Source organism: Streptomyces sp. NPDC031210, from assembly GCF_055570395.1.
The window spans coordinates 1-22537 of sequence record NZ_JBVIHH010000007.1 but is presented as its reverse complement, the minus strand read 5'-3'; the positions used below and the strand labels follow the sequence as shown (position 1 = coordinate 22537).

Annotated in this window: 19 protein-coding genes; 9 read left to right on the top strand and 10 right to left on the bottom strand. The window is 73.6% G+C overall.

Features of this window, described 5'->3' with window-relative positions; genetic code table 11:
- The first annotated feature begins 10 nt into the window (after positions 1-10).
- From ACZ45Z_RS14745 to ACZ45Z_RS14735, 3 genes are all read left to right on the top strand, one after another.
- Complete coding sequence (locus tag ACZ45Z_RS14745) at positions 11-424, top strand: DUF742 domain-containing protein (RefSeq protein ID WP_468361726.1); 414 nt, start codon at positions 11-13, stop codon at positions 422-424.
- A 60-nt stretch (positions 425-484) separates the two neighbouring features.
- Complete coding sequence (locus ACZ45Z_RS14740; RefSeq protein ID WP_468361723.1) at positions 485-1354, top strand: alpha/beta fold hydrolase; 870 nt, start codon at positions 485-487, stop codon at positions 1352-1354.
- Between the two features lie 133 nt (positions 1355-1487).
- Positions 1488-2099, top strand: a complete 612-nt coding sequence (locus ACZ45Z_RS14735) for a GTP-binding protein (RefSeq protein ID WP_468361720.1) — start codon at positions 1488-1490, stop codon at positions 2097-2099.
- A gap of 124 nt (positions 2100-2223) precedes the next feature.
- Here the strand turns inward: ACZ45Z_RS14735 and glpK are convergent, their stop codons facing one another.
- From glpK to ACZ45Z_RS14710, 5 genes are all read right to left on the bottom strand, one after another.
- Complete coding sequence (gene glpK, locus ACZ45Z_RS14730) at positions 2224-3822, bottom strand: glycerol kinase GlpK (RefSeq protein ID WP_468361716.1); 1599 nt, start codon at positions 3820-3822, stop codon at positions 2224-2226.
- 48 nt (positions 3823-3870) lie between these two features.
- On the bottom strand, positions 3871-4647 hold the full coding sequence (locus tag ACZ45Z_RS14725) for an MIP/aquaporin family protein (protein ID WP_468361713.1): 777 nt from the start codon (positions 4645-4647) through the stop codon (positions 3871-3873).
- Positions 4648-4983: 336 nt separating this feature from the next.
- Entirely contained in the window at positions 4984-6711 is a 1728-nt protein-coding gene (locus ACZ45Z_RS14720) for a bifunctional diguanylate cyclase/phosphodiesterase (RefSeq protein WP_468361710.1), read from the bottom strand.
- Between the two features lie 81 nt (positions 6712-6792).
- On the bottom strand, positions 6793-7983 hold the full coding sequence (locus ACZ45Z_RS14715) for a lipid-transfer protein (protein ID WP_468361707.1): 1191 nt from the start codon (positions 7981-7983) through the stop codon (positions 6793-6795).
- Entirely contained in the window at positions 7980-8438 is a 459-nt protein-coding gene (locus tag ACZ45Z_RS14710; RefSeq protein ID WP_468361704.1) for a Zn-ribbon domain-containing OB-fold protein, read from the bottom strand. Before ACZ45Z_RS14710 ends, ACZ45Z_RS14715 begins: the two co-directional genes overlap by 4 nt.
- Before the next feature lie 208 nt (positions 8439-8646).
- On the opposite strand from ACZ45Z_RS14710, the gene ACZ45Z_RS14705 reads away from it, so the two are divergent.
- The 4 genes from ACZ45Z_RS14705 to ACZ45Z_RS14690 all read left to right on the top strand — a co-directional run bounded on the left by ACZ45Z_RS14705 (position 8647) and on the right by ACZ45Z_RS14690 (position 13135).
- Positions 8647-9624 carry an NUDIX hydrolase gene (locus ACZ45Z_RS14705; protein ID WP_468361701.1) on the top strand — a complete coding sequence of 326 codons (978 nt, stop codon included), beginning with the start codon at positions 8647-8649 and terminating at the stop codon, positions 9622-9624.
- Positions 9621-10679, top strand: a complete 1059-nt coding sequence (locus tag ACZ45Z_RS14700; protein WP_468361698.1) for a protein kinase family protein — start codon at positions 9621-9623, stop codon at positions 10677-10679. Before ACZ45Z_RS14705 ends, ACZ45Z_RS14700 begins: the two co-directional genes overlap by 4 nt.
- Positions 10680-10747: 68 nt before the next feature.
- On the top strand, positions 10748-11743 hold the full coding sequence (locus ACZ45Z_RS14695) for a hypothetical protein (protein ID WP_468361695.1): 996 nt from the start codon (positions 10748-10750) through the stop codon (positions 11741-11743).
- 57 nt (positions 11744-11800) lie between these two features.
- Positions 11801-13135: an adenylosuccinate synthetase gene (locus ACZ45Z_RS14690; protein ID WP_468361693.1), complete on the top strand. Its 1335-nt coding sequence runs from the start codon at positions 11801-11803 to the stop codon at positions 13133-13135.
- Here ACZ45Z_RS14690 and ACZ45Z_RS14685 read toward each other — a convergent pair.
- Both ACZ45Z_RS14685 and ACZ45Z_RS14680 read right to left on the bottom strand, forming a co-directional pair.
- On the bottom strand, positions 13065-13922 hold the full coding sequence (locus tag ACZ45Z_RS14685) for a M15 family metallopeptidase (protein WP_468361691.1): 858 nt from the start codon (positions 13920-13922) through the stop codon (positions 13065-13067). The two genes, ACZ45Z_RS14690 and ACZ45Z_RS14685, sit on opposite strands and share 71 nt — an antisense overlap.
- 100 nt (positions 13923-14022) lie before the next feature.
- On the bottom strand, positions 14023-16422 hold the full coding sequence (locus tag ACZ45Z_RS14680) for a glycoside hydrolase family 31 protein (protein ID WP_468361688.1): 2400 nt from the start codon (positions 16420-16422) through the stop codon (positions 14023-14025).
- A gap of 308 nt (positions 16423-16730) precedes the next feature.
- On the opposite strand from ACZ45Z_RS14680, the gene ACZ45Z_RS14675 reads away from it, so the two are divergent.
- Together ACZ45Z_RS14675 and ACZ45Z_RS14670 are read left to right on the top strand one after the other, a co-directional pair.
- On the top strand, positions 16731-18749 hold the full coding sequence (locus tag ACZ45Z_RS14675; RefSeq protein WP_468361685.1) for an acetoacetate--CoA ligase: 2019 nt from the start codon (positions 16731-16733) through the stop codon (positions 18747-18749).
- Between the two features lie 117 nt (positions 18750-18866).
- Positions 18867-19790: a hypothetical protein gene (locus ACZ45Z_RS14670; protein ID WP_468361682.1), complete on the top strand. Its 924-nt coding sequence runs from the start codon at positions 18867-18869 to the stop codon at positions 19788-19790.
- A gap of 72 nt (positions 19791-19862) precedes the next feature.
- Here ACZ45Z_RS14670 and ptsP read toward each other — a convergent pair whose 3' ends face one another.
- The 3 genes from ptsP to ACZ45Z_RS14655 all read right to left on the bottom strand — a co-directional run.
- Complete coding sequence (gene ptsP / locus ACZ45Z_RS14665) at positions 19863-21533, bottom strand: phosphoenolpyruvate--protein phosphotransferase (RefSeq protein WP_468361679.1); 1671 nt, start codon at positions 21531-21533, stop codon at positions 19863-19865.
- A gap of 80 nt (positions 21534-21613) precedes the next feature.
- Positions 21614-22063 carry a PTS sugar transporter subunit IIA gene (locus tag ACZ45Z_RS14660; protein WP_468361676.1) on the bottom strand — a complete coding sequence of 150 codons (450 nt, stop codon included), beginning with the start codon at positions 22061-22063 and terminating at the stop codon, positions 21614-21616.
- A gap of 285 nt (positions 22064-22348) precedes the next feature.
- Positions 22349-22537 (bottom strand): hypothetical protein (locus ACZ45Z_RS14655; protein WP_468361673.1); only part of this gene is annotated, 189 nt, incomplete at its 5' end.

Below are 22537 nucleotides of genomic sequence, written 5' to 3'. Positions count from 1 at the left end.
CGGTGACGCCATGAGGGACCAGGGTGGCCGGGCCGTGCCGGAACGGGGCGCGGCCCGTTGGTTTGATGACGAGGCCGGGCCCGTCGTCCGCCCGTACGCGATGACGCGCGGGCGCACGCGGACGGCCGCCGAAGGGCGCCTGGACCTGATCGCGCTGGTGATCGCCGAGTCCCGGGCGCAGGAGACCCCCGACGACCACTCGCTCTCGCCCGAGCACCTCGACATCGTCGAGTGGTGCCGCCATGCCCCGTTGTCGGTCGCCGAGCTGGCGGCCGAACTCGACCTGCCGGTCGGGGTGGTGCGGGTGCTCATCGGTGATCTGCTGGACGCCGAACTCGTCCACGTCAGCAGGCCCGTCCCCCCGGCCGAGCTGCCGGACGAGAAGGTGCTGCGCGAGGTGATCGACGGTCTGCGCGCCCTGTGACGCGCGGTCCGCTGTACGGTGCTTGTCGATCAACCGTCACCATCCGAGGAGACCGCCGCCATGTCCACCGACGCGCGACCGACCCCCTTCGAACGCCTGGAGATCACGGTCGGACCGTACGTCCACGACGCCCTGGCGGCCGGACCGGTCGACGGCGATCTCGTCCTCCTGCTGCACGGCTGGCCCGAATTCGCGGACTCCTGGAGCGAGGTCCTCCCGGCCCTGGGCGCGGCCGGCTACCGTGCCGTCGCCGTCGACCAGCGCGGCTACTCCCCGCGCGCCCGCCCGCCCCGGATCGCCGACTACGCCGTGCCCGAACTCGTCGCCGACGCCCTCGCCTTCGCCGACTCCCAGGGCGCGGGCCGCTTCCACCTCGTCTCCCACGACTGGGGCGGCCTGGTCGCCTGGGCGCTGGCCGGCGCCCACCCCGAGCGGCTGAAGTCGCTCAGCGTGCTGGCCACCCCGCACCCGGAGGCGCTGGGCCGCGCCGCCGCCGAGGACCCGACGCAGTACCACCAGCTCGACTACGTCCGCCTGTTCCGCCGGGCGGGCGACGTCGCGGAGACCACCCTGCTCGCCGACGGCGCGCGGCGGCTGCGCGCCGCCTACCGCGACAAGGTCCCCGCCGCGCTGGTGGAGCGCAACATCGCCCGGCTCGCCGAGCCGGGCGCGCTGACCGCGACCCTCAACTGGTACCGGGCCCCCGAGGACGTCATCGCGGTGCCCGCCGGCCGCGTCACCGTGCCCACCCTGTTCCTGTGGGGCAGCGAGGACAGCGCGCTGGGCCGCGGCGCGGCGGAGTCGACCGGGGAATGGGTGGACGGCCCGTACCACTTCGAGGCCCTCCAGGGCGCCAGCCACTGGCTCCCCGAGGAAGTCCCCCACGTGGTCACCCCCAAGATCCTCGACCACCTGGGCCGCCACCACTGACCCACCGCCCTCGGGTGAAGCCCCGCACCGGCACGTTGTACCGTGCCTGTGCAGCCGCCCGGGCCTTCGCCGACCTCTTGGGGGACAGGCGTCGAGTTCCCGTGCACACACGGCAATTCAGGAGAAGAATCCCATGTCCTTCGGGCGCTCCGAGCGTCGCCGCCGGACCGCCGCCGCGGACCCGGTGACTCTCAAAATCCTGGTCGCGGGCGGTTTCGGGGTGGGCAAGACCACCCTGGTGGGTGCCGTCAGTGAGATCAAACCGCTGCGCACCGAGGAGCACCTGACCGAAGCGGGCCGGCCGGTCGACGACCTGCACGGCGTGGAGGCCAAGACCACCACGACCGTCGCGATGGACTTCGGCCGGATCACCGTCAACGACGAGCTGGTGCTCTATCTCTTCGGCACGCCCGGCCAGGACCGCTTCTGGTTCCTGTGGGACGAGCTGGCGCTCGGCGCGCTCGGCGCGGTGGTCCTCGCCGACACCCGGCGGCTGGCCGACTCCTTCGCCGCCATCGACTACTTCGAACGGCGCGGCCTGCCCTTCACCGTCGCCGTCAACTGCTTCGACGGCGCCGAGCGGTACCCGGTGGAAAGCGTCCAGGAGGCCCTGGACCTGGGCCCCGAGGTGCCGGTGACGCTGTGCGACGCGCGGGACCGGGACTCCGCCCGCCAGGTGCTGATCGCCGTGGTCGAGCACGCCATGCGCCTGGCGCCCCGGCGACGCGAACCCGCCCTGCCCTGAGCATCCCTACGGGCAGGCCGCCCGGACACGCCGGGCATACACACAGCCGCACGCCGTCCACCCGGCCGTGCGGCCCGCACCCCGCCGTCCGGGACGCGGACCGTACACCCGACCGGGCGGACGCCTACGCCTTCGGACCGCCGTGCTCGGACAGCCAGCCGAAGCTCCGCTCCACCGCCTTGTGCCAGTTGGCGTACTCCTCCTCCCGGGCCGCCTCCGTCATCCGCGGCGTCCACTCCGCGTCACGTTTCCAGTACGCCTTCAGCTCGTCCAGGTCCTGCCACACGCCGGTGGCCAGCCCGGCCGCGTAGGCCGCGCCCAGGCACGTCGTCTCCGGGATGACCGGACGGATCACCGGCACGCCCAGGACGTCCGCCTGGTGCTGCATCAGCAGATTGTTGGCCGTCATGCCGCCGTCGACCTTGAGCTGGGTGAGCCGTACGCCCGAGTCCTGGTACATGGCGTCCACGACCTCGCGGGTCTGCCAGCTCGTCGCCTCCAGCACGGCGCGCGCCAGATGCCCCTTGTTGACGAAACCGGTCAGCCCGGTGATCACGCCCCGGGCGTCGGAACGCCAGTACGGCGCGAACAGGCCGGAGAAGGCGGGCACGATGTACGCCCCGCCGTTGTCCGGGACGCTCGCCGCCAGCGACTCGATCTCGGCGGCCGAGGAGATCAGGCCGAGCTGGTCGCGGAACCACTGCACCAGCGCGCCGGTGATGGCGATCGCGCCCTCCAGGCAGTACACCGGCGCCTCACCGCCGAGCTGGTAGCCCATCGTCGTCAGCAACCCGCTCTTCGACGCCACCGGCCGGTTTCCGGTGTTCAGCAGCAGGAACGAGCCGGTGCCGTAGGTGTTCTTGGCCTCACCGACGCCGAAGCAGGTCTGCCCGAAGACGGCCGCCTGCTGGTCGCCGAGCGCCGAGGCCACCGGAACGCCGTGCAGTTGCCCGACGGCCGTGCCGTACACCTCGGCCGACGACCTGATCTCCGGCAGGATCGCCTCCGGCACCCCCATCGCCGACAGGATCGCCGGATCCCACTGGAGGGTGGAGAGGTTCATCAGCATCGTCCGGCCGGCGTTGGTGACGTCGGTGACGTGCACACCGCCGTCCGTACCGCCCGTCAGGTTCCAGATCAGCCAGGAGTCGATGGTGCCGAAGGCGATCTCACCGCGCTCGGCACGGGCCCGCAGGCCGGGCACCGTCTCCAGCAGCCAGGCGGCCTTGGGACCGGAGAAATAGCTGGCCAGCGGCAGCCCGGTGGCCTCGCGGAAGCGGTCCTGGCCTTCCGCGCCGCCCAGTTCCCCGCACAGTTGTGCGGTGCGGGTGTCCTGCCAGACGATCGCGTTGTGCACCGGACGGCCGGTGGCCCGGTCCCACAGGACGGTGGTCTCCCGCTGGTTGGTGATGCCCAGCGCGCTGAGTTGGTCCGCGCGCAGCCCCGCCTTGGCGAGCGCGCCCGCGACCACGGCCTGCACCTTCGACCAGATCTCGGTCGCGTCGTGCTCCACCCAGCCCGGCTGGGGAAAGATCTGCCGGTGCTCCCGCTGGTCGACGGCCACCTGCGCACCGTCGTGGTCGAAGATGATGCAGCGGCTCGACGTCGTGCCCTGGTCGATGGCCGCCACATATCTCTCGGCTTTCCCGTCTTTCCTGTTCTTCTTGTGTGCGCTCTCCTCGCTCTTGTCGGCCTGGCCGGCCTTCCCGGTCTGCTCCGTCATGACGTCACCTCTCCTGGGGTCTGCTGAGGCAGGGCATGGCCCGTCGGGTCAGAACACCATCCGGAAGACCAGACCGGACAGCACCGCGCCGATCAGGGGCCCGGCCACCGGAATCCAGGCGTAACCCCAGTCGGAGGAGCCCTTGCGCGGGATCGGCAGCAGGGCGTGCACCAGGCGCGGCCCCAGGTCACGGGCCGGGTTGATGGCGTAGCCGGTGGGTCCGCCCAGGGAGAGCCCGATGCCGACGACGAGCAGCGCGACGAGCAGCACGTTGATGCCGGAGCCGTAGACGCCCGCGTCCTCGCCCGGGACCTGCCCGATGCCGATGCCCTTGTTCTGTCCGAAGAACAGCAGCGGCAGGACCAGCCCGATCGTGGCGATGATCTCCGTCACGAGGTTGGCGGCCGGGTTGCGGATCTCCGGCGCGGTGGCGAAGACGCCCAGCGTGGGCTGGGAGGCCGCGCCACCGGGCCGCCCGTCGTTGGCCGCGAACTGCGCGTAGTACAGCGCCCAGGCCAGTACGGCGCCGAGCACCGCGCCGACGAGCTGCGCCCCGACGTAGAGCGGCACCTTCGACCACTCGGTGCCGCCCGCGACCGCCGAGCCGACCGTCACGGCGGGGTTGAGGTGCCCGCCGGACAGGGGCGCCGCGGTGTAGGCCCCGGCGAGTACGCCCAGGCCCCAGCCGAAGGCGATGGCCACCCAGCCGGCGGCCTTCGCCTTGGAGTGGTGCAGGGTGACGGCGGCGCACACGCCGGCGCCGAAGAGGATGAGAATCGCGGTGCCGATCACTTCACCGACGAGAATGTCCGCAGCGGAATACATGGCGGCTCCTTTTGCCCTCGCCCGGGGGACGGCCCCCGGTCCTCCGTGCAGGGTGCGTGCCACCCGTGCCGCGGAGCCGGCGACGGCGGGGTCGAACCCGCGTCACGCGCCCCGCCCGGCACGGGCGCCGAGCGTGCCATCGCGTCGGAAAACCGCCGGTGGCCGGCAGCGCGGCGCACGGCGGTCGCCACGCTGCCGGGGTGCCCGGACGCGGCGTGCCGACTGACACCCGGAAGTGTTCACCCGAGGTGAGGGGGCGTCAAGGTCACGTGTCCAAAGGCAAGTTGATCGACGTCGCGGCGCGCGGCAGCCACCCCGCCGCCCGGCCGGCGCCGGTCACCCGCCCGCCCGCACCCCGTCCTGACCGGCCGGGCTGCCGTACGGCGGGCCGACCGGTCCGGGGGCCCGGGCCGGCCTTCCCCGGCGCAGTTCGGTGCGTTCCGACCCCGCCAGGCCCACCACCCAGCTCGCACCCGAGGCGGCCTTCGCGGCCTTCTTCAGCGGCGCGAGCGCGGCCGCGGCCTGCCGGTGGCCGGTGACGCCACCGGGCGGGCAGACCACCGTCGCCAGCGACAGCGTGACCGGCAGTCCGCCCGCCGACCAGGGCGCGTCCAGCACCGCCGCCACGAACGGATCGAGGCCCGCGGGCTCGGTCAGCACCAGGAAGTCGTCACCGCCGATATGGCCCACCCGGGCGGCCGGCTCGCGCGCCGCCACCTCGGCCAGCACCCGCCCCACCGCGCGGATCAGCTCATCGCCCGCCGCGAACCCGGCACCGTCGTTGACCTGCTTGAACCCGTCCACGTCCAGCCAGCTCAGCGCGAACGCCCGGCCCTCGGCGATCCGCCGGTCCACCTCGCCGTTGACCGCGTCGGACCCGGGCAGCCGGGTCAGCGGATTGAGCCGCGCCGCCTCCTCCACCCGGCTCTCCGCCAACGCCCGCAAAATGTCCGCGAGATGCACCACGCCCATGCACCGGCCGCGTTCGTCCACCACCGCCACATCGTCGCCGGTACGGTCCCGGTCGCCGTCGGCGATCACATCGAGCACCTCCCACGCCGTGGCGTCCGCCGGAACCGTCCGCGGCCGGTCCGCGAGCCGCAGCGCCGGCCGGTCGGCGTACAGCGCGTGCCCGTAGCGCCCGGAGAGCGACAGCAGGAACCGGTCCCGGTCGATCGCCCGGACCGGCACCCCGTCGCCGTCCACCAGCAGTACGCCCGACACCGCGGGAAAGCCGGTCAGATGGCTGCGCACCGCGCCCGCCGACGCGGACATCGGCAACAGCGCGGCCGGTTGCAGGAACTGGGTGACGGGCGGCCCGGCGGGCGGAGGGCAGGGCGCGGCGGGGCCGTCACCGGTGGGCGTTCGGGCGGCCGGGAGGTAGATGTCGGTGGTCGGCCGGCGCGTCGGTGGCGCGAACAGATGGCCCTGCGCCAACTGCGCCCCGGCCTCCCGCACCGCCGCGTACTGCCGCTCGGTCTCCACCCCCTCGATGCCCAGCAGCCCGCCGACCTGCTCGCACAGCCGGCGCATCGCGGCCACCGCGGCCCGCCGCCCCCGGTCGGCGTCCAGGCCCGCGCACAGCGACCGGTCGAGCTTGACCAGGTCCGGGGCGAGATCCCCGAGCAGCCGCAGCGGCAGGTCGCCGTCGCCGACTCCGTCCGCGCAGATGCGGTAGCCCTCGTCCCGCAGCCCCGCCACGCTCTCCAGAAGCGCCCGGCGCGGCACATGGGTGAACGGCCCGCCGAGGTCCAGGGTGATCTCCCACGGCCGTCGGCCCACCTCGCGCACGGCCCTGCCCAGCGCCGTCAGCCCCGGGAGTTCGGAGACCGTCCGGGCGAAGACGTTGAGGTGCAGCGGCAGCAGCGTCTCCTGGCGGGCCGCCGACCGCACGGCGAGCGCGGCGAGTTCGGCGTCCAGGTCGGGGGAGCGGTGCGCGGACGACAGGAGACCGGCGGCGCCGTCCTCGGGCCGGGCGAGTATCTCCAGCGCGGCGACCGAGCCGGTCGCGAGGTTCACGACGGGTTGGAAGGCGAATCGGAGCTGGTCCGTCCAGGCAGGCACAGCAGCAGCATGCCCCCGCGCGCACCCCGGGGGCGCGCGGTTCACGCACTGTTCACGCGCCATTCCGGAGCGTAGGGGACCTCACCGTACGGCGACCACCGCCGAGCCGTGCCCGAACAACCCCTGATTGGCCGTCATGCCCACCTGAGCTCCCGGCACTTGACGCGCTCCCGCCCGCCCCCTCAGTTGCCACGTCAGCTCGCAGACCTGCGCGATGGCCTGGGCCGGCACCGCCTCACCGAACGAGGCGAGCCCGCCGCTGGGGTTCACCGGCAGCCGCCCGCCGAGCGCCGTGGCGCCGTCCCGCAGCAGCTTCGCCGCCTCCCCGGTGCCGCACAGGCCCAGATCCTCGTACCACTGGAGCTCCAGGGCGGTGGACAGGTCGTAGACCTCGGCCAGCGACAGGTCCCCGGGACCGATGCCCGCTTCCTCGTAGGCGGCCTGCGCGAGCGCGGTGCGAAAGCCGGTCGCCGGCTCCGGGACGGCGGCGGCGGAATCGGTGGCGATGTCGGGCAGGTCCAACACGGTGCGCGGATAGCGCGGGGTGGCCGTGGAGACCGCCCGGATCCGCACCGGGTCCGCGGCGCCGTGCCGCCGGGCGAAGTCCATGCTGCTGAGCACCAGCGCCGCGGCGCCGTCGGAGGTGGCGCAGATGTCCAGCAGCCGCAGCGGATCGGCGACCACCGGCGAGGCCGCGACCTGGGCGGCGGTCACCGGCTCGCGATAGCGGGCGTACGGATTGGCCGCCCCCGCCGCCGCGTTCTTCACCTTCACCCGCGCGAAATCCTCCACCGTGTCGCCGTACAGCGCCATCCTGCGACGCGCGTACAGCCCGAAGTACGCCGGGTTGGTGGCGCCCAGCACCCGGAACCGCAGCCAGTCCGGATCGTCGGGGCGGTCGCCGCCCGCCGGTGCGAAGAACCCCTTCGGCGCGGCGTCGGCGCCCACCACCAGCGCCACGTCCGCCATGCCGGCCAGGATCTGCGCCCGCGCCGTGTCGATGGCCTGCGCGCCGGACGCGCAGGCCGCGTAGACGCTGGTGACCCGGGCACCCTGCCAGCCCAGCGCCTTGGCGAAGGTGGCGCCCGCGACGTAGCCGGGGTAGCCGCCGCGCACCGTGTTCGCGCCCACCACGCTCTGGATCGCGTCCCAGCCGAGGCCGGCGTCGGCGAGCGCGTCCCGGGCCGCCTTCGTGCCGTACGCGACGAAGCCGCGGCCCCACTTCCCCCACGGGTGCATCCCCGCGCCCAGCACCGCCACGTCGCCCGTCATGCCGCTCCCTCCGCGTCCCGGGGGACCGGCTTCCAGTGCCAGGTCGTCCAGGTGTGCGTGCCGTCCTCGCTCAGGACCCCGGGCACCAGCTCCGCCTCCGCGCCCACCGTCAGGTCCCGGGCGGTGACGCCGGGCGCGGCCTGCCCGAGGACGACCATGCGCTCCGCCGCCAGTTCGACGGCGATGAGGAGGTGCGGCTGCCATGCGGTGTGGGGGTCGGACACGTAGGGCGCGGGCGGGCGGTAACGGCCGTCGGTGTAGGACCAGATGGTGCCGCGACGGGACAGCGGGACCCGGTCCAACTCGGTGCCGTCGCAGGCGGGATTGCGGCAGAAGGAGTTCTCGGGCGGGAAGAACACCGCGCCGCAGTCCCGGCACCGCGTGCCCAGCAGCCGGAAATCCGCGGCGTCCTGGTCGAACCAACCCGGCACCACGGGCTTGCGTATGCGCGCCACGACCCCTCCTCCGTAAGTGAACTGACGAAGCGTCAGGAACCTTGTGTCTGGAGTCTGGCACGGCGCCCCCCGGCAGGGAAGTCCGGTCGCCAGGGCGCCTCCGGGCATCCGGTCGGCCGGGCGCCTGGACGTGCGCCGTCACCCGGTGCTACATTGTTCTCGTTCCGAGAAAGACTCAAACTGAGAATGACAGGACCAGGGGGCGACCGTGGACGCGGACGACGCACACAGCGGGAAAGACACCGCGGCGGGCGACGGCGACGGCGCGTTCCTCGCCGCCTACGACCCCCGCGACTTCCCGGCCATCGCCGTGAGCGTCGACATCGTCGCGCTGACCCTGCGCGAAGGCGCCCTGCACGTCCTGCTCGTGGAGCGCGGCGGCCGGCCCTTCCGGGGCGACTGGGCCCTGCCCGGCGGCTTCGTCCGGGCCGGCCGGGAATCGCTCGACGAGGCCGCGGCCCGAGAACTGGCCGAGGAAACCGGGCTGGAGGCCACCGACCTGGAGCGCGTCCACCTCGAACAGCTCGGCTCCTACGGCGACCCCGGCCGCGACCCCCGGATGCCCGTCGTCACCATCGCCTACCTCGCCTTCGCCCCCGACCTCCCCGAAGCGCGGGGCGGCGGCGACGCGTCCGCCGCGGCCTGGATCCCGGTCGCCGCCCTCGCGCTCGGCGACGACCGCGCCCCGGGTGGGGGGCGCGCGGCCGGCCCCGATATTGCGCGCGCCGACGACGAACCGGACGCGGCCCGCCCGCGTCCCCCAGAGCAGGGCCCGGGGCACGGGATCCACGGGGGTGGTTCCGTGCCCCGGCCCGCCGACGACGCCGTGCCCGGCCCGGCCGCCTCCCTTCCGCTGGCCTTCGACCACGCCCGGATCGTCGCCGACGGCCTGGACCGCGCCCGCGCCAAGATCGAGTACACCCCGCTGGCCACGGCCTTCCTCGGCGAGGAATTCACCATCGCCGAACTCCGCCACGTCTACGAAGCCGTCTGGGGCAGCGCACTGCACGCCGGCAACTTCCACCGCAAGGTGCTCTCCGTCCCCGGCTTCGTCGACTCCACCGGCACCACCGCCACCCGTGGCGGAACGCGCGGCGGCCCCCGCGCCCGCCTCTACCGCGCGGGCGACGCCCGCCTGCTGCACCCGGCGCTGCTGCGCCCCGACCGTGAGGACGACGTCCGGTGACCGCCACCACGGCCGCCGGCGCCCTCCGCGACCGCGCCGCGGCCCGCACCGCGCTGGCCGCCGCCCACCGCCCCGCCGACCTCTTCCCCGCCGACGACACCGAAGCCGCCCGTGCCTACCGCGCACTCGCCCGCCTGCTGCACCCCGACACCGCCCCCGCCACCGAACACGACCGCGCCGTCGCCGAGTTCACCCGGCTCAACGCCCTGTGGCGAGGCCGCACCGAGGCCACCCGCCCGACCCTGACCACCCGCCGCCGCACCTACACCCTCGGCCCGACCCGGGCCACCGGCGACCTCGCGGTACTGCGCGAAGCCACGTACGACCACGAGGGCACCCGGCACACCGTCCTGCTGAAGATCCCGCGCGCCGCCGCCGACAACGACCTGATGGAACGCGAGGCCCGAGCCCTGTCCCACCTGGCCCGGCACGGCGCGCCCCGCCACCGCGCGTACGCGCCCCGCCTGCTGGAATCCTTCCGGCACCGCGACCCCGCCACCGCCGCCGAACGCCGCGTCAACGTCGTCGTCCCGCTGACCGGCTTCCGCACGCTGGCCGAGGTCCACGACGCGTATCCGGACGGGCTCGACCCGCGCGACGCCGCCTGGATGTGGCGCCGCCTCCTGGTGGCCCTCGGCTGGGCGCACCGCGCGGGCCGCGTCCACGGCGCCGTCGTCCCCGAGAACGTGATGATCCACCCCGGGCACCACGGCCTCGTCCTCATCGACTGGTGCTACAGCACCACCCCCGGCGAGCCGCTCCCCGCGCTCGTCACCCGCCACCGCGACAGCTATCCGCCCGAGGCCACCGCGCGCCGCCCGGCGACCGAGGCCACCGATATCCATCTCGCCTCCCGCACGCTCGGCGCCCTCATGGGCGAGCGCGCCCCCCGACCGATGCGCGCCTTCCTGCGCGGCTGCACCCTGCCCGCCGAAGCCCGCCGCCCGCACGACGCCTGGCGCCTGCTGGCCGAACTGGACGCGCTCCTCGACGGCCTCCACGGGCCGCGCGTCTTCCGCCCGTTCACGATGCCCGAACCGGCCCGGCACCCGTAACCGCACGCGCCTCCGGCACGACGCACACCACCGACACCCGACCGCTCACCACCTCAGGGGGATTCACCATGGGCAGCGGAACCTGGTCCACCGACGTCTACGGCGCCGCCGCGCACTACCGCGCCGCCGCCGGCACCAGCGCCTTCGACTACAGCGACCGCGTCACCACCTCGGCCCCACGGCACACCTGGACGGCCCATCCCACCCTCGACCCCAAGGGCCTGAGCACCCGCGAGAGCCGCGACTCCGACGAACACCCCACCTCACTGGCCGTGTCCGTGATCTTCGACGTGACCGGCTCGATGCGGTCCGTACCGCGCGTCCTGCAGACCAAACTGCCGGAGCTGTTCGGCCTGCTGCTGCGCAAGGGATATGTCGAGCATCCGCAGATCCTCTTCGGGGCCGTCGGCGACGCCACCTGCGACCGCGTCCCGCTCCAGATCGGCCAGTTCGAGTCCGACAACCGCATGGACGACGACCTCGGCAACATCCTCCTGGAGGGCGGCGGAGGCGGCCAGATGACCGAGTCATACGAACTCGCCCTCTACGCCATGGCACGCCACACCAGCCTCGACTGCCACGAGAAGCGCGGCCGCCGCGGCTACCTCTTCCTCATCGGCGACGAAATGCCCTACGGCAAGGTCAAAGCCCGCGAGATCCGCGCCGTCTTCGGCGACCACGTCACCGAAGACGTCCCCCTCACCACCATCCTGGCGGAGGTACGGCGGAAATTCGAGGTCTACTTCATCGTCCCGGCGGGCGCCACCCACGTCGGAAACACCGCCGTGCTGCGCACCTGGCGCAAACTGCTCGGTCAGAACGTCATCGAACTCGACGACCTCGACGCCGTCTGCGAAACCCTCGCCCTGACCATCGGGCTCGGCGAGGAAGCCATCGACCTCGCCGCCGGCCTCGACGACCTCGCCGACATCGGCTCCGCCGCCGGCGAGAGCGTCGGCAGGGCACTGGCCCCCCTCGACCGCGGCCGCGACACCCTCGCCCGCTCCAGCGCACCCCTGCTCGACGCGCCGGCCGAAGCGGGCCCGGGCACCACCCGCCTGTAACCACGCCGCTCGTCCACGGGCCGCCCCGGCAACGGCCCCTTCCGGTAAGGACCCCTCGTGCACACCCTCGTGGTCGACCTCGGCTACGGCGACGCCGGCAAGGGCACCGTCGTCGACCGGCTCTGCGCCCCGCGAGCGGGCGCGGCGCCGGTCACGGCCGTGATCCGCTTCAACGGCGGCGCCCAGGCCGCCCACAACGTGACCACCATCGACGGCCGCCACCACACCTTCGCCCAGTTCGGTTCGGGCACCTTCCACGCCGTCCCCACCTTCCTCTCCCACCTGATGCTGGTGGACCCCCTCGCGCTCGCCGCCGAGGCCCGCCACCTCGCCTCCCTCCGCGTCCCCGACCCGCTCGGCCTGCTCACCATCGACCGGCGCGCCCGCCTCACCACCCCCTACCACGCCGCCGCCAACCGCGCCCGCGAGCGCGCCCGCGGCGCCGCCCGGCACGGCTCCTGCGGCATGGGCATCGGCGAAACCGCCGCCTACGCCCTCGACCACCCCACCGACGCCCCCACCGCCGGCGACTGCGCCGCACCCGCGGTGCTGCGCCGCAAACTCACCCTGCTGCGCGACCGCCTCACCGCGGCCCTCGGCCCCCTCGAAGCCCCGCCCCCCGACGCCTGCCTGGCCGCCTTCACCGCCTTCGCCGACCACGTCACCCTCGTCGACGACACCCACCTGCCCCGGCTGCTGCGCCGCGGACCGGTCGTCTTCGAAGGCGCCCAGGGCGTCCTCCTGGACGAATGGCACGGCTTCCACCCGTACACCACCTGGTCCACCACCACCTTCGACGGCGCCGAAACCCTCCTCGCCGAAGCCGGTCGGGCCCGGGACGCGCTGCGCCTGGGCGTCGTACGCACCTACACCACCCGGCACGGCCCCGGTCCGCTCGTCACCGAGGACCCGGACCTCGCCGCCGCCCTCCCCGAGTGCCACAACGGCCACGGCCGCTGGCAAGGAGCCTTCCGCACCGGCCACTTCGACGCGCCCGCGCACAGCTACGCCGTCGCGGTCTGCGGGGGAGTGGACGCCCTCGCCGTCACCCACCTCGACGCCCCGGCCCGCCACGGCGCCCTGCGCATCGCCACCGCCTACCGCACCCCCGACGGCCCGCTGCACCGCATCCCGGCCGCGCCGCCCGGCGACCTGCCACGCCGGCAGCGGCTCACCGAACGGCTGCTGACCGCCCGGCCGGATCGGTGGCGCACACCGGGCAGCGACCCGGGAGCCTGGACCGACGCGCTCTCCGAGACCCTCGCCGCACCCGTCGTCCTGGAGTCCTACGGGCCGACCGCCGCCGACAAGTCCGGGCCGCTCACCGGCCGCGCAGCGACCGGCGGGCGACGGGGAAGTCGAAGTAGGTGTCCGGAAACGTCTCCGGCGTGAAGGTGTAGTGCCACCACTCGTTCGGGTAGTTGACGAATCCGGCCCGCTCCAGACCTTCCTTGAGCAGCAGACGGTTGGCCCGCTGTTCGCCCGTGATCCGCGGATCGAGGGTGTGCGCCAGTGTGTCGAAGCAGTCGAAACCGGTGCCCATGTCCAGCGAGTTGTCCGGGAAGCGGGTCGCCGCCGGCCCGTAGCACGCGGAGAGCGGCTCACCGGGTACGTACGGCCGGGTGGGCGCCGCCGGCAGCCGCACCAGCGTCAGATCGAGCGTACTGCCCCTGCTGTGCCCCGACTTCTCCGCGATATAGCCGTCCCGGAACAGCACCGACTTCGCCACCCGGGGATAGAACTCCGCCTTCATCCGCTCGTCGTCCAGATCCTTCGCCCACGCCACGAAGTGGTTCACCGCGCGCTGCGGGCGGTAGCAGTCGTAGACCTTGAGGGAGTAGCCGCGCCGCAGGAACGCGCGCTGCGCCCGGTGCAGCGCCCGCGCCGCGTCCCGGGTCAGCAGACACATCGGCGCCCGGTAGCCGGTCACCGGCACGCCCAGGAAGTTGTGCGACGTGAAGTAGCGCATGTCCTGGAGGATCGTCGGATCGACCCGGCGCAGCGCGACGAACTCCTCAGGCGCCACCGGGTCCTTGGGCACACTGTGCCCCGCGAACGCGCCGGGGGCGTGCGCGGGCGGGGCGGCGCCGCCCGCGACGGCGGCGGAGGGCGGGGCGGTGACGGCCAACAGAGCGGCGGCGACGGCGAGGCCGCGCAACGCGGCGGGAAGTCTCGACATGGCCCCCGTCTACCAGCACCGCCGCGCCGAGGGAAGGCCCCCAACTCCTGAGCACGCCCAGGCATGTTCGGGCGACAGGCCCGCCGACCCGCCCCGCCCGCTACCGCTCCGCCTCCGCCGCGACCCCCCGCACCCGCACCGGATACCCCGCCGCGCTCCCGTCCTTCCGCTCCACGACCACCCGCCCGTCCTCCCAGCGCGACACGAAGCGCTCCACCCCCGGGCGCCGCCAGCCGTCCCCCGCGTCCGGCACCACCAGCCCGCCGCCGCGCCGCCCCGCCGCCGGCGCCCACACCTCCAGCTCCGTCCCCCCATCGGCCCCGGCCACCGGAATCACCGCCCCGGCCCGCGCCAGCACCGGTATCCGCGCCAGCGGTGCCTCCACCAGCACCTGCCCCGGCCCCTCATAGGCGCGCCCGGTCGCCGTGTCGTACCACCGCCCGCGCGGCAACCGCACCGACCGCCGCACCGCACCCGCCTCCAGCACCGGAGCCACCAGCAGCGCGTCCCCCAGCAAGAACGCGTCGTCGCAGTCCCGCAGCGCCCGGTCGCGCGGCGAGTTCCACCACACCGGCCTCACGTACGGCGCGCCCGTCAGCCGCGCCCACTGGCCCAGCGTGTCGAGATACGGCAGCAGCCGCGCCCGCTCCCGCAACGCCGCACGGGCATGCTCCAGCACCCGGGGCCCGTACTCCCACGGCTCCCGCCGCCCCGCCCGGAGCCCCGAACGGGTCCGGAACAACGGCAGATACGCGCCCAGTTGGAACCACCGCAGATACAACTCCGGCGACGGCGCCCCGGAGGATCCGCCGACATCCGGACCGCTGTACGGCACCCCGCACAGCCCCAGCCCCAGCACCAGCGACAGCGAAGCCGCCAGGCCCGGCCAGCCCCTCGCCACCTCCCCCGACCCGCTCCCCCCGTACCGCTGCGAACCCGCCCAGCCCGACCGCGAGAACACGAACGGCCGCTCGTGCGGACGCAGCGCGCACAGCCCCTCGTAGCCGGCCCGGGCCATCGCCAGCCCGTAGACGTTGTGCGCCTCCCGGTGGTCACCGCCCCGCCCCTCCAGCGCGTGCCGAGCCGACCGCGGCAGCGTCCGCTCACCGAACGCGGTGAACGAGACCGGCTCGTTCATGTCGTGCCAGAAACCCGAGAACCCCAGCGCCAGCCGCTCCTCGTACCACGCACCCCACCACGCCCGCACCCGCGCGTCGGTGAAATCCGGGAACACCGACTCGCCCGCCCACCCCACGCCCCGCACCTCGCGCCCGCGCGCGTCCCGCACGAAGGCACCGGCCGCCGCCCCGCCCTCGTACACCGCACCACCCGGCTCCGCCTTCACCGCCGGATCCACGACCGACACCAGCCGCACACCCCCCGCCCGCAACTCCCGTGCCAGAGCCGGCAGATCCGGATACCCCTCCCGGTCGACGGTGAAGGCCCGGTGCCCGTCGTGATGGTCGCCGTCCAGATGGACGGCGGACAGCGGCAGAGCACGCTCCCGGTATCCGGCGACCACCCGGCGCACCTCCGCCCCGCCACCCGAACCCCCGTGCGCGTGCTGATAACCCAGCGCCCAGCGGGGCGGCAGCGCGGGCGCACCGGTCAGCGCCGTCCAGCCCAGCAGGACCCGGGCCGGACTCCCCGCCAGCACCCAGTAGCGCAGCGGCCCGCCGTCCATCCGCACCTCGCACGTGCCGGGACGGTCGTGCCCGGAACCAGCCCCCTCCGCGCCCTCACGCAGAGCCACCCGCCCGTCCCAGGAATTGTCGTGAAAGACCAGATGCGTCCCGGCGTCCGCCACCACCATCTGCACCGGCATGGTCAGCGACAGCGGATCGTCACCCGGCTCGAAGGCGCCGCCCGGATCGGTGTTCCACAGCCGGTACACCCCGTCCCGCAGCCGCGGCCCGTGCGCCCGGCCGCCCAGCCCGAAGAACCGCGCGTCGGCCGCCACCTGCGAGCGCTGCACCCACCGCGACTCGCCGCACCCCGCCGGAGCGTCCTCCCCGCCGGTCCCGTCCGCCGACGGCGCCGTACGGTCCCACCACCGCGGCGGCAGCTCCCGCCGCAGCACCACACCCCCGGGCGTACGCACCTCCACCGCGCCGTACCGCGACACCGCGACCATCACCCGCTGGGAGACGACCCGCCAACCCCCCTCCCGGTCCGGCTCCAGCACCGCCCGCGCGTCCACCCCCGGACAGCCGCCGGCCAGCGCGTACGACGGCTCCGGCTGCGCACCGTCCCAGCCGCAGAACACCGCGCCGCCCGCCGCCACCCGCACCCGCAGGGACGACCGCGCGAAGTGGATCAGCCCGCCGCCCGGCTGCGGCTCGGCGCCGAGCGCGGCGCCCGGCACCCGCGCCCGCTCCGCCCCGCGCCCCGGCAACGCCAGCGCGTCCGCTCTGCGCCGCCGCCACGCCATCCGCACCGACCGCAGCCCCCGCACCGTCCCGACCATCCGTACCGACCGCACCAGATCCCGCCCGTTCATGCCGGTCAGCCTGCCATCACCGCCCCCGCTCGGCGGCCTCGTTCAACTGCCGTTCACCTGGGGGACGGCCACCCGGCCACCTCCCCGACGCCCACACCGCCGCACCCTGGCCGAAACCCCCCACCCGCGACCGGGCACCCCACCCACCCCTCATCCCCGAATGCGGGGCCCGCTCTGGTGCACGAGTCGATCACATGGCATCGTCCTGACAAGCCGTGTCACGCGCACTCGCCCACCCGCTGGGCCGGGAGACCCCCGCCGCCGTGCGCGCCCGACGCCCACGACGCGTACCGCCCGGGAGCCGCCACATGACCACCGCACCGCAGTCCGCCCACCAGCCGGAACCCCTCTGGCAGCCCGGCCCGGACCGTATCGCCGGCGCACAGGTCACCCGCTTCCACACCTGGGCCGCCGCCCACCACCAGGCGCCCGCCCCCACCCCCGGCGACCCCGCCGCGAGCTACGCCGCCCTGCACCGCTGGTCCGTCGACGAACTGCCCCGCTTCTGGCAGGCCACCGCCGAATGGTTCGACGTCCGCTTCACCACCCCCTACGAAACGGTCCTCGCCGACCGCGCCATGCCCGGCGCCCGCTGGTTCCCCGGCGCCACCCTCAACTACGCCGAGCACGCCCTGCGCGCCGCCGAGGACCCGGCCCGCGCCGACACCCCCGCCCTGCTCCACGTAGACGAGACCCACGAACCCACCCCCGTCACCTGGCGGACGCTCCGCGCGCAGGTCGGGTCGCTGGCCGCCGCACTCCGCCGCCTCGGCGTCCGCCCCGGCGACCGCGTCAGCGGCTACGTCCCCAACATCCCGCAGGCCGTCGTCGCCCTCCTGGCCACCGCCGCGGTCGGCGGCGTATGGACCTCCTGCGCCCCCGACTTCGGCGCCCGCAGCGTGCTGGACCGCTTCCAGCAGGTCGAACCGGTCGTCCTGTTCACCGTCGACGGCTACCGCTACGGCGGCAAGGAACACGACCGCCGCGACACCGTCGCCGAACTCCGCGCCGAACTGCCCACCCTCCGCGCCGTCGTCCACATCCCCCTGCTCGGCACCCCCGCCCCCGAAGGCGCCCTGAACTGGTCGGACCTGACCACCGGCGACACCGAACCGGTCTTCGAACAGGTCCCCTTCGACCACCCCCTCTGGGTCCTGTACTCCTCCGGCACCACCGGCCTGCCCAAGGCCCTCGTCCAGTCCCAGGGCGGCATCCTCCTCGAACACCTCAAACAGACCGGCCTGCACTGCGACCTCGGCCCCGACGACCGCTTCTTCTGGTACACCTCCACCGGCTGGATGATGTGGAACTTCCTCGTCGCCGGCCTCCTGGTGGGCGCCACGATCGTCCTCTACGACGGCAGCCCCGGCCACCCCGACATCTCCGCCCAATGGCGGGTCGCCGAACGCACCCGCACCACCGTCTTCGGGACCTCCGCCGCCTACGTCATGGCCTGCCGCAAAGCCGGCATCCACCCCGCCCGCGACCTCGACCTCTCCACCGTCACCTGCGTCGCGACCACCGGCTCCCCGCTCCCGCCCGACGGCTTCCGCTGGCTGCACGACAGCTTCGCCGAGAGCGGCGCCGACCTGTGGACGGCCTCCGTCAGCGGCGGCACCGACGTCTGTAGCTGCTTCGCCGGCGCCGTCCCCACCCTCCCCGTCCACATCGGCGAACTCCAGGCCCCGTGCCTGGGCACCGACCTCCAGGCATGGGACCCCCAGGGCAAGCCCGTCACCGACGAGGTCGGCGAACTCGTCGTCACCAACCCCATGCCGTCCATGCCCCTCCACTTCTGGAACGACCCCGACGGCAGCCGCTACCACGACAGCTACTTCGACATGTACCCCGGAGTCTGGCGGCACGGCGACTGGATCACCCTCACCTCCCGGGGCAGCGTCATCATCCACGGCCGCTCCGACTCCACCCTCAACCGCCAAGGCGTGCGCATGGGCTCCGCCGACATCTACGAAGCCGTCGAACGGCTCCCCGAGATCCGCGAATCCCTCGTCATCGGCCTCGAACTCCCCGACGGCGGCTACTGGATGCCCCTCTTCGTCCACCTCGCCCCCGGCGCCACCCTCGACGACGCCCTGCGCACCCGCATCAAACGCACCATCCGCGAACAGCTCTCCCCCCGCCACGTCCCCGACGACATCATCGAAGCCCCCGGCGTACCGCACACCCTCACCGGCAAGCGCATCGAAGTCCCCGTCAAACGCCTCCTCCAGGGCACCCCCCTCGAAAAGGCCGTCAACCCCGGCTCCGTGGACAACCTCGAACTGCTCCGCTTCTACGAGCGCATCGCCCACGACCGCGCGAACTGAAGCCCCTCCGGCGGCCCCCCAGGCCCTCACCCGCCGCCGGGACCGCCATTGTCAGACCCCCCGATTACTCTCGGTGACGGGTGATGCGCGCTGCGCGCATCCCACCGAGGGGGAGTCATGACAGCCACATCCCGGCCCACCGACCACACCGGCGCCCACCACCCGCTGCGCCGCGAAGTCCCCAGCACCGCCGCCGTCCTGGCGGACGAACGGGACTTCGCGGCCATGCGCCGCTACCGCACCTTCCCGTTCGACGACCACCGCACCTACCTCCACCACATGGAGACGCTGCTGCGCACCCTCGCCACCCAGGGCGTGCACACCACCCTCAGCCTCTTCGACCCGGCCGCCTACGAACAGTTCTGCACCGACCTCGCCCTCGACCCCGACGACCCCACCAGCCGCACCCGCTACACCGCCGAACTCGCCTGCACCGGCCCGACCCTGCCCTACGCCGGCGAGCCGCTGACCCACCTGCTTCCCTTACTCGTCGAAGAGGCCGACCGCCGGGCGACCTGGGACCACGCCTCCACCCTCCTCGCCCGCGCAGGCGACTGCGAGGAATGCGGCGAAAACCTCGCCCGCGCCGCCTTCACCCGCGCCACCGACGCCGTCCGCCAACTCCTCCAAGCCCTCGGCGCCGGCACCCACCACCTCGTGTGCAGCATCCCGGCGGGCGAACCGTCCCTCCTGGCCGTCCTGCACGCCACCGCCCCCGACGGCGGCCCGCTCCAACTCTCCGAAACCCAGGCCCTCGTCTTCTGCACGGTCCTCGCCGCCGGCCTCGCCCTGCACACCCCCGGCGGCCTCGTCTCCCGCACCACCGACAACACCACCGGCACCCCACACGACGCACCCCGCGACACCGTCCGCGGCTGGTCCCTGCGCGACGCCTGGCCCCACGCCCTCACCGCCGCCCAGGTCTTCACCGCCTACTGCACCGACGCCGACACCGGCGAACCGATCCCACCCGAGCACGGCGTCGACTACGCCCCCGGCCTCCCCCTCACACCCCCACCCGACCCCCACCGCCACCGCTGACGACGAACGGCCGCCCCGCCACAAGGGCGGGACGGCCATCAAGCCTCCTACGGCGCACCGCGCCGCACAGGATCACTCCCCGGAGAGCACCGCCTGCGCGGCCGCCCGCGCGTCCTCGGCGGTGTCCGTGGCACGCGCCGCGGCCGCCGCCCGCTCACACTGCGCCAGCGTGTGCTTCGACAGCGTCGACCGCACATACGGAATCGACGCCGCACCCATGGAAAGGCTGGTGACACCCAGACCCGTCAGCACACACGCCAACAGCGGATCGGAGGCCGCCTCACCACACACACCACAGCTCTTGCCCTCGGCCTTCGCCGCCTCGGCCGAGAGGGCCACCAGATCCAGCAGCGCCGGCTGCCACGGATCCTGCAGACGCGACACAGCGCCCACCTGACGGTCCGCCGCGAAGGTGTACTGCGCCAGGTCGTTGGTGCCCAGCGACAGGAACTCCACCTCCTGGAGGATCGAACGCGCCCGCAGCGCGGCCGACGGAATCTCCACCATCGCGCCGAACTTCGCCCGCAGCCCGGCCTCCCGGCACGCGTCCGCGAACGCCTTCGCGTCGGTCCGGTCCGCCACCATCGGGGCCATGACCTCAAGGTAGACCGGCAGCCCCTCGGCCGCCTTGGCGAGCGCCGTGAGCTGCGTACGCAGCACATCGGGGTGGTCCAGCAGCGTCCGCAGCCCCCGCACACCCAGCGCCGGATTCGGCTCGTCGGCCGGCGTCAGGAAGTCCAGCGGCTTGTCGGCCCCGGCATCCAGCACCCGCACCACGACCCGGCCCTCGGGGAAGGCCTCCAGCACCTTGCGGTACGCCTCGACCTGCTTGTCCTCGGACGGCGCCTTGGAGCTGTCGTCCAGGAAGAGGAACTCGGTCCGGAACAGCCCGACACCCTCCGCCCCGGCCTCGACCGCGGCCGGCACATCCGCCGGACCGCCGACGTTCGCCAGCAGCGGCACCTTGTGCCCGTCGGAGGTGGCCCCCGGACCGGACGACGACGCCAGCGCCGCCCTCCGCTCCGCCGCGGCCCGCTCCAGCGACGCCCGCTTCTCCGCACTCGGGTCGACGAAGACCTCACCGGTACTGCCGTCGACGGCGATGACCGTGCCCTCGGCCAGCTCACCCGCACCCGGCAGCGCCACCACGGCCGGCACCCCCAGCGCCCGCGCGAGAATCGCGCTGTGGCTGGTCGGCCCGCCCTCCTCCGTCACGAACCCGAGCACCAGCGCCGGGTCCAGCAGCGCCGTGTCGGCCGGCGCCAGATCCCGCGCGATCAGCACATAGGGCTCGTCACTGTCGGGCACACCCGGCATCGGCACGCCCAGCAGCCGGGCGACGATACGGTTCCGCACGTCATCGAGGTCGGCGACCCGGCCGGCGAGGTACTCCCCGGCCCCGGCGAGCAGCGCCCGATAGGCGGCGAACGCGTCGTAGACCCCACGTTCGGCGGTGCTGCCGACGGCGATCCGCCGATCGACATCCGCCATCAGCTCCGGGTCCTGAGCCATCATCGCCTGGGCTTCCAGGACGGCCTGCGCCTCGCCGCCCGCGAGGTTGCCCCGCGCGATCAGGTCGGCGGCCACGGCTTCCACGGCCTGGCGGGCACGCCCCTGTTCGCGCTCCGCCTCGTCCGCCGGAACCTGCTTGGCCGGCGGTTCGAGAACCGCCGTGCCCATGTGCCGCACCTCGCCGATGGCCACACCGTGGCTCACGCCGACGCCTCGCAGCGTTGTCTCCATTTCACCCGTCTCCGGTTGATGCGGCGGCCGGTGCCGCCGCGGTGGATGTCGTACCTGCCGTCCGCCCGGACGGCGCCCGGCTACTGCCAGGTGAAGAGCGTGTCGCCCGACTTGATGTCGCCGTCCTCGCGGACCTCGCCGAGGGAGTCGGCGGTCGCCTCCAGCGCGACGACGGGGCACACCGGCGACTTGCCGGCCTCCTCGACGGCGGCCGGGTTCCAGCGCACGACGGCCTGGCCGCGCTGCACCGTGTCGCCCTTGTTGACGAGCAATTCGAAGCCCTCGCCGTTGAGCTGGACGGTGTCGATACCGAGGTGCGTCAGCACACCGTGACCGGAGGCGTCGACGACGACGAACGCGTGCGGGTGGAGAGAAACAACGACGCCGTCCACGGGCGCGTATGCCTCGGACGGCTCACGAACCGGATCGATGGCGGTACCGGGGCCCACCATCGCTCCGGAGAACACCGGATCGGGCACAGCCTCGAGTCCGATGGCGCGTCCGGCGAGCGGGGACGTCACGGTGGTCATGGGAAGCCTCCCAGGGGTGGAGATTCATCAGGCCGCCGTCACTACCTGTCCTGGACGGCGCACCGTTCAGAAGCGTAAGTCATAAGAATCGACGGTTCCGCATGAGCGACACCGGGCGAGAGCCCCCCGCCCGCGCCGAATCGATTTGCCTCGCCCGCCGCGGTGGTTGTACTGTCTGAGACCTGCCCCGGACAGCCAGGACGCAAGCAACTTGCGGCCAGGAGACAGCGGGCGGCACTCCTCAGAATCCCGATCGAGATTCTCGAATCGTGCGTTTCCGTATGCCTACGGAAAAGCGGTGGTTCGAAAGCCCGAAACGGCCTGATAGAGTGTGGAACACAGAAGGGAAGCGCCCGGAGGAAACCCGAGAGGGAATCCAAAGGAAGCGTCCGTTCCTTGAGAACTCAACAGCGTGCCAAAAGTCAACGCCAGATATGTTGATACCCCGTCCACCTCGGTGGATGAGGTTCCTTT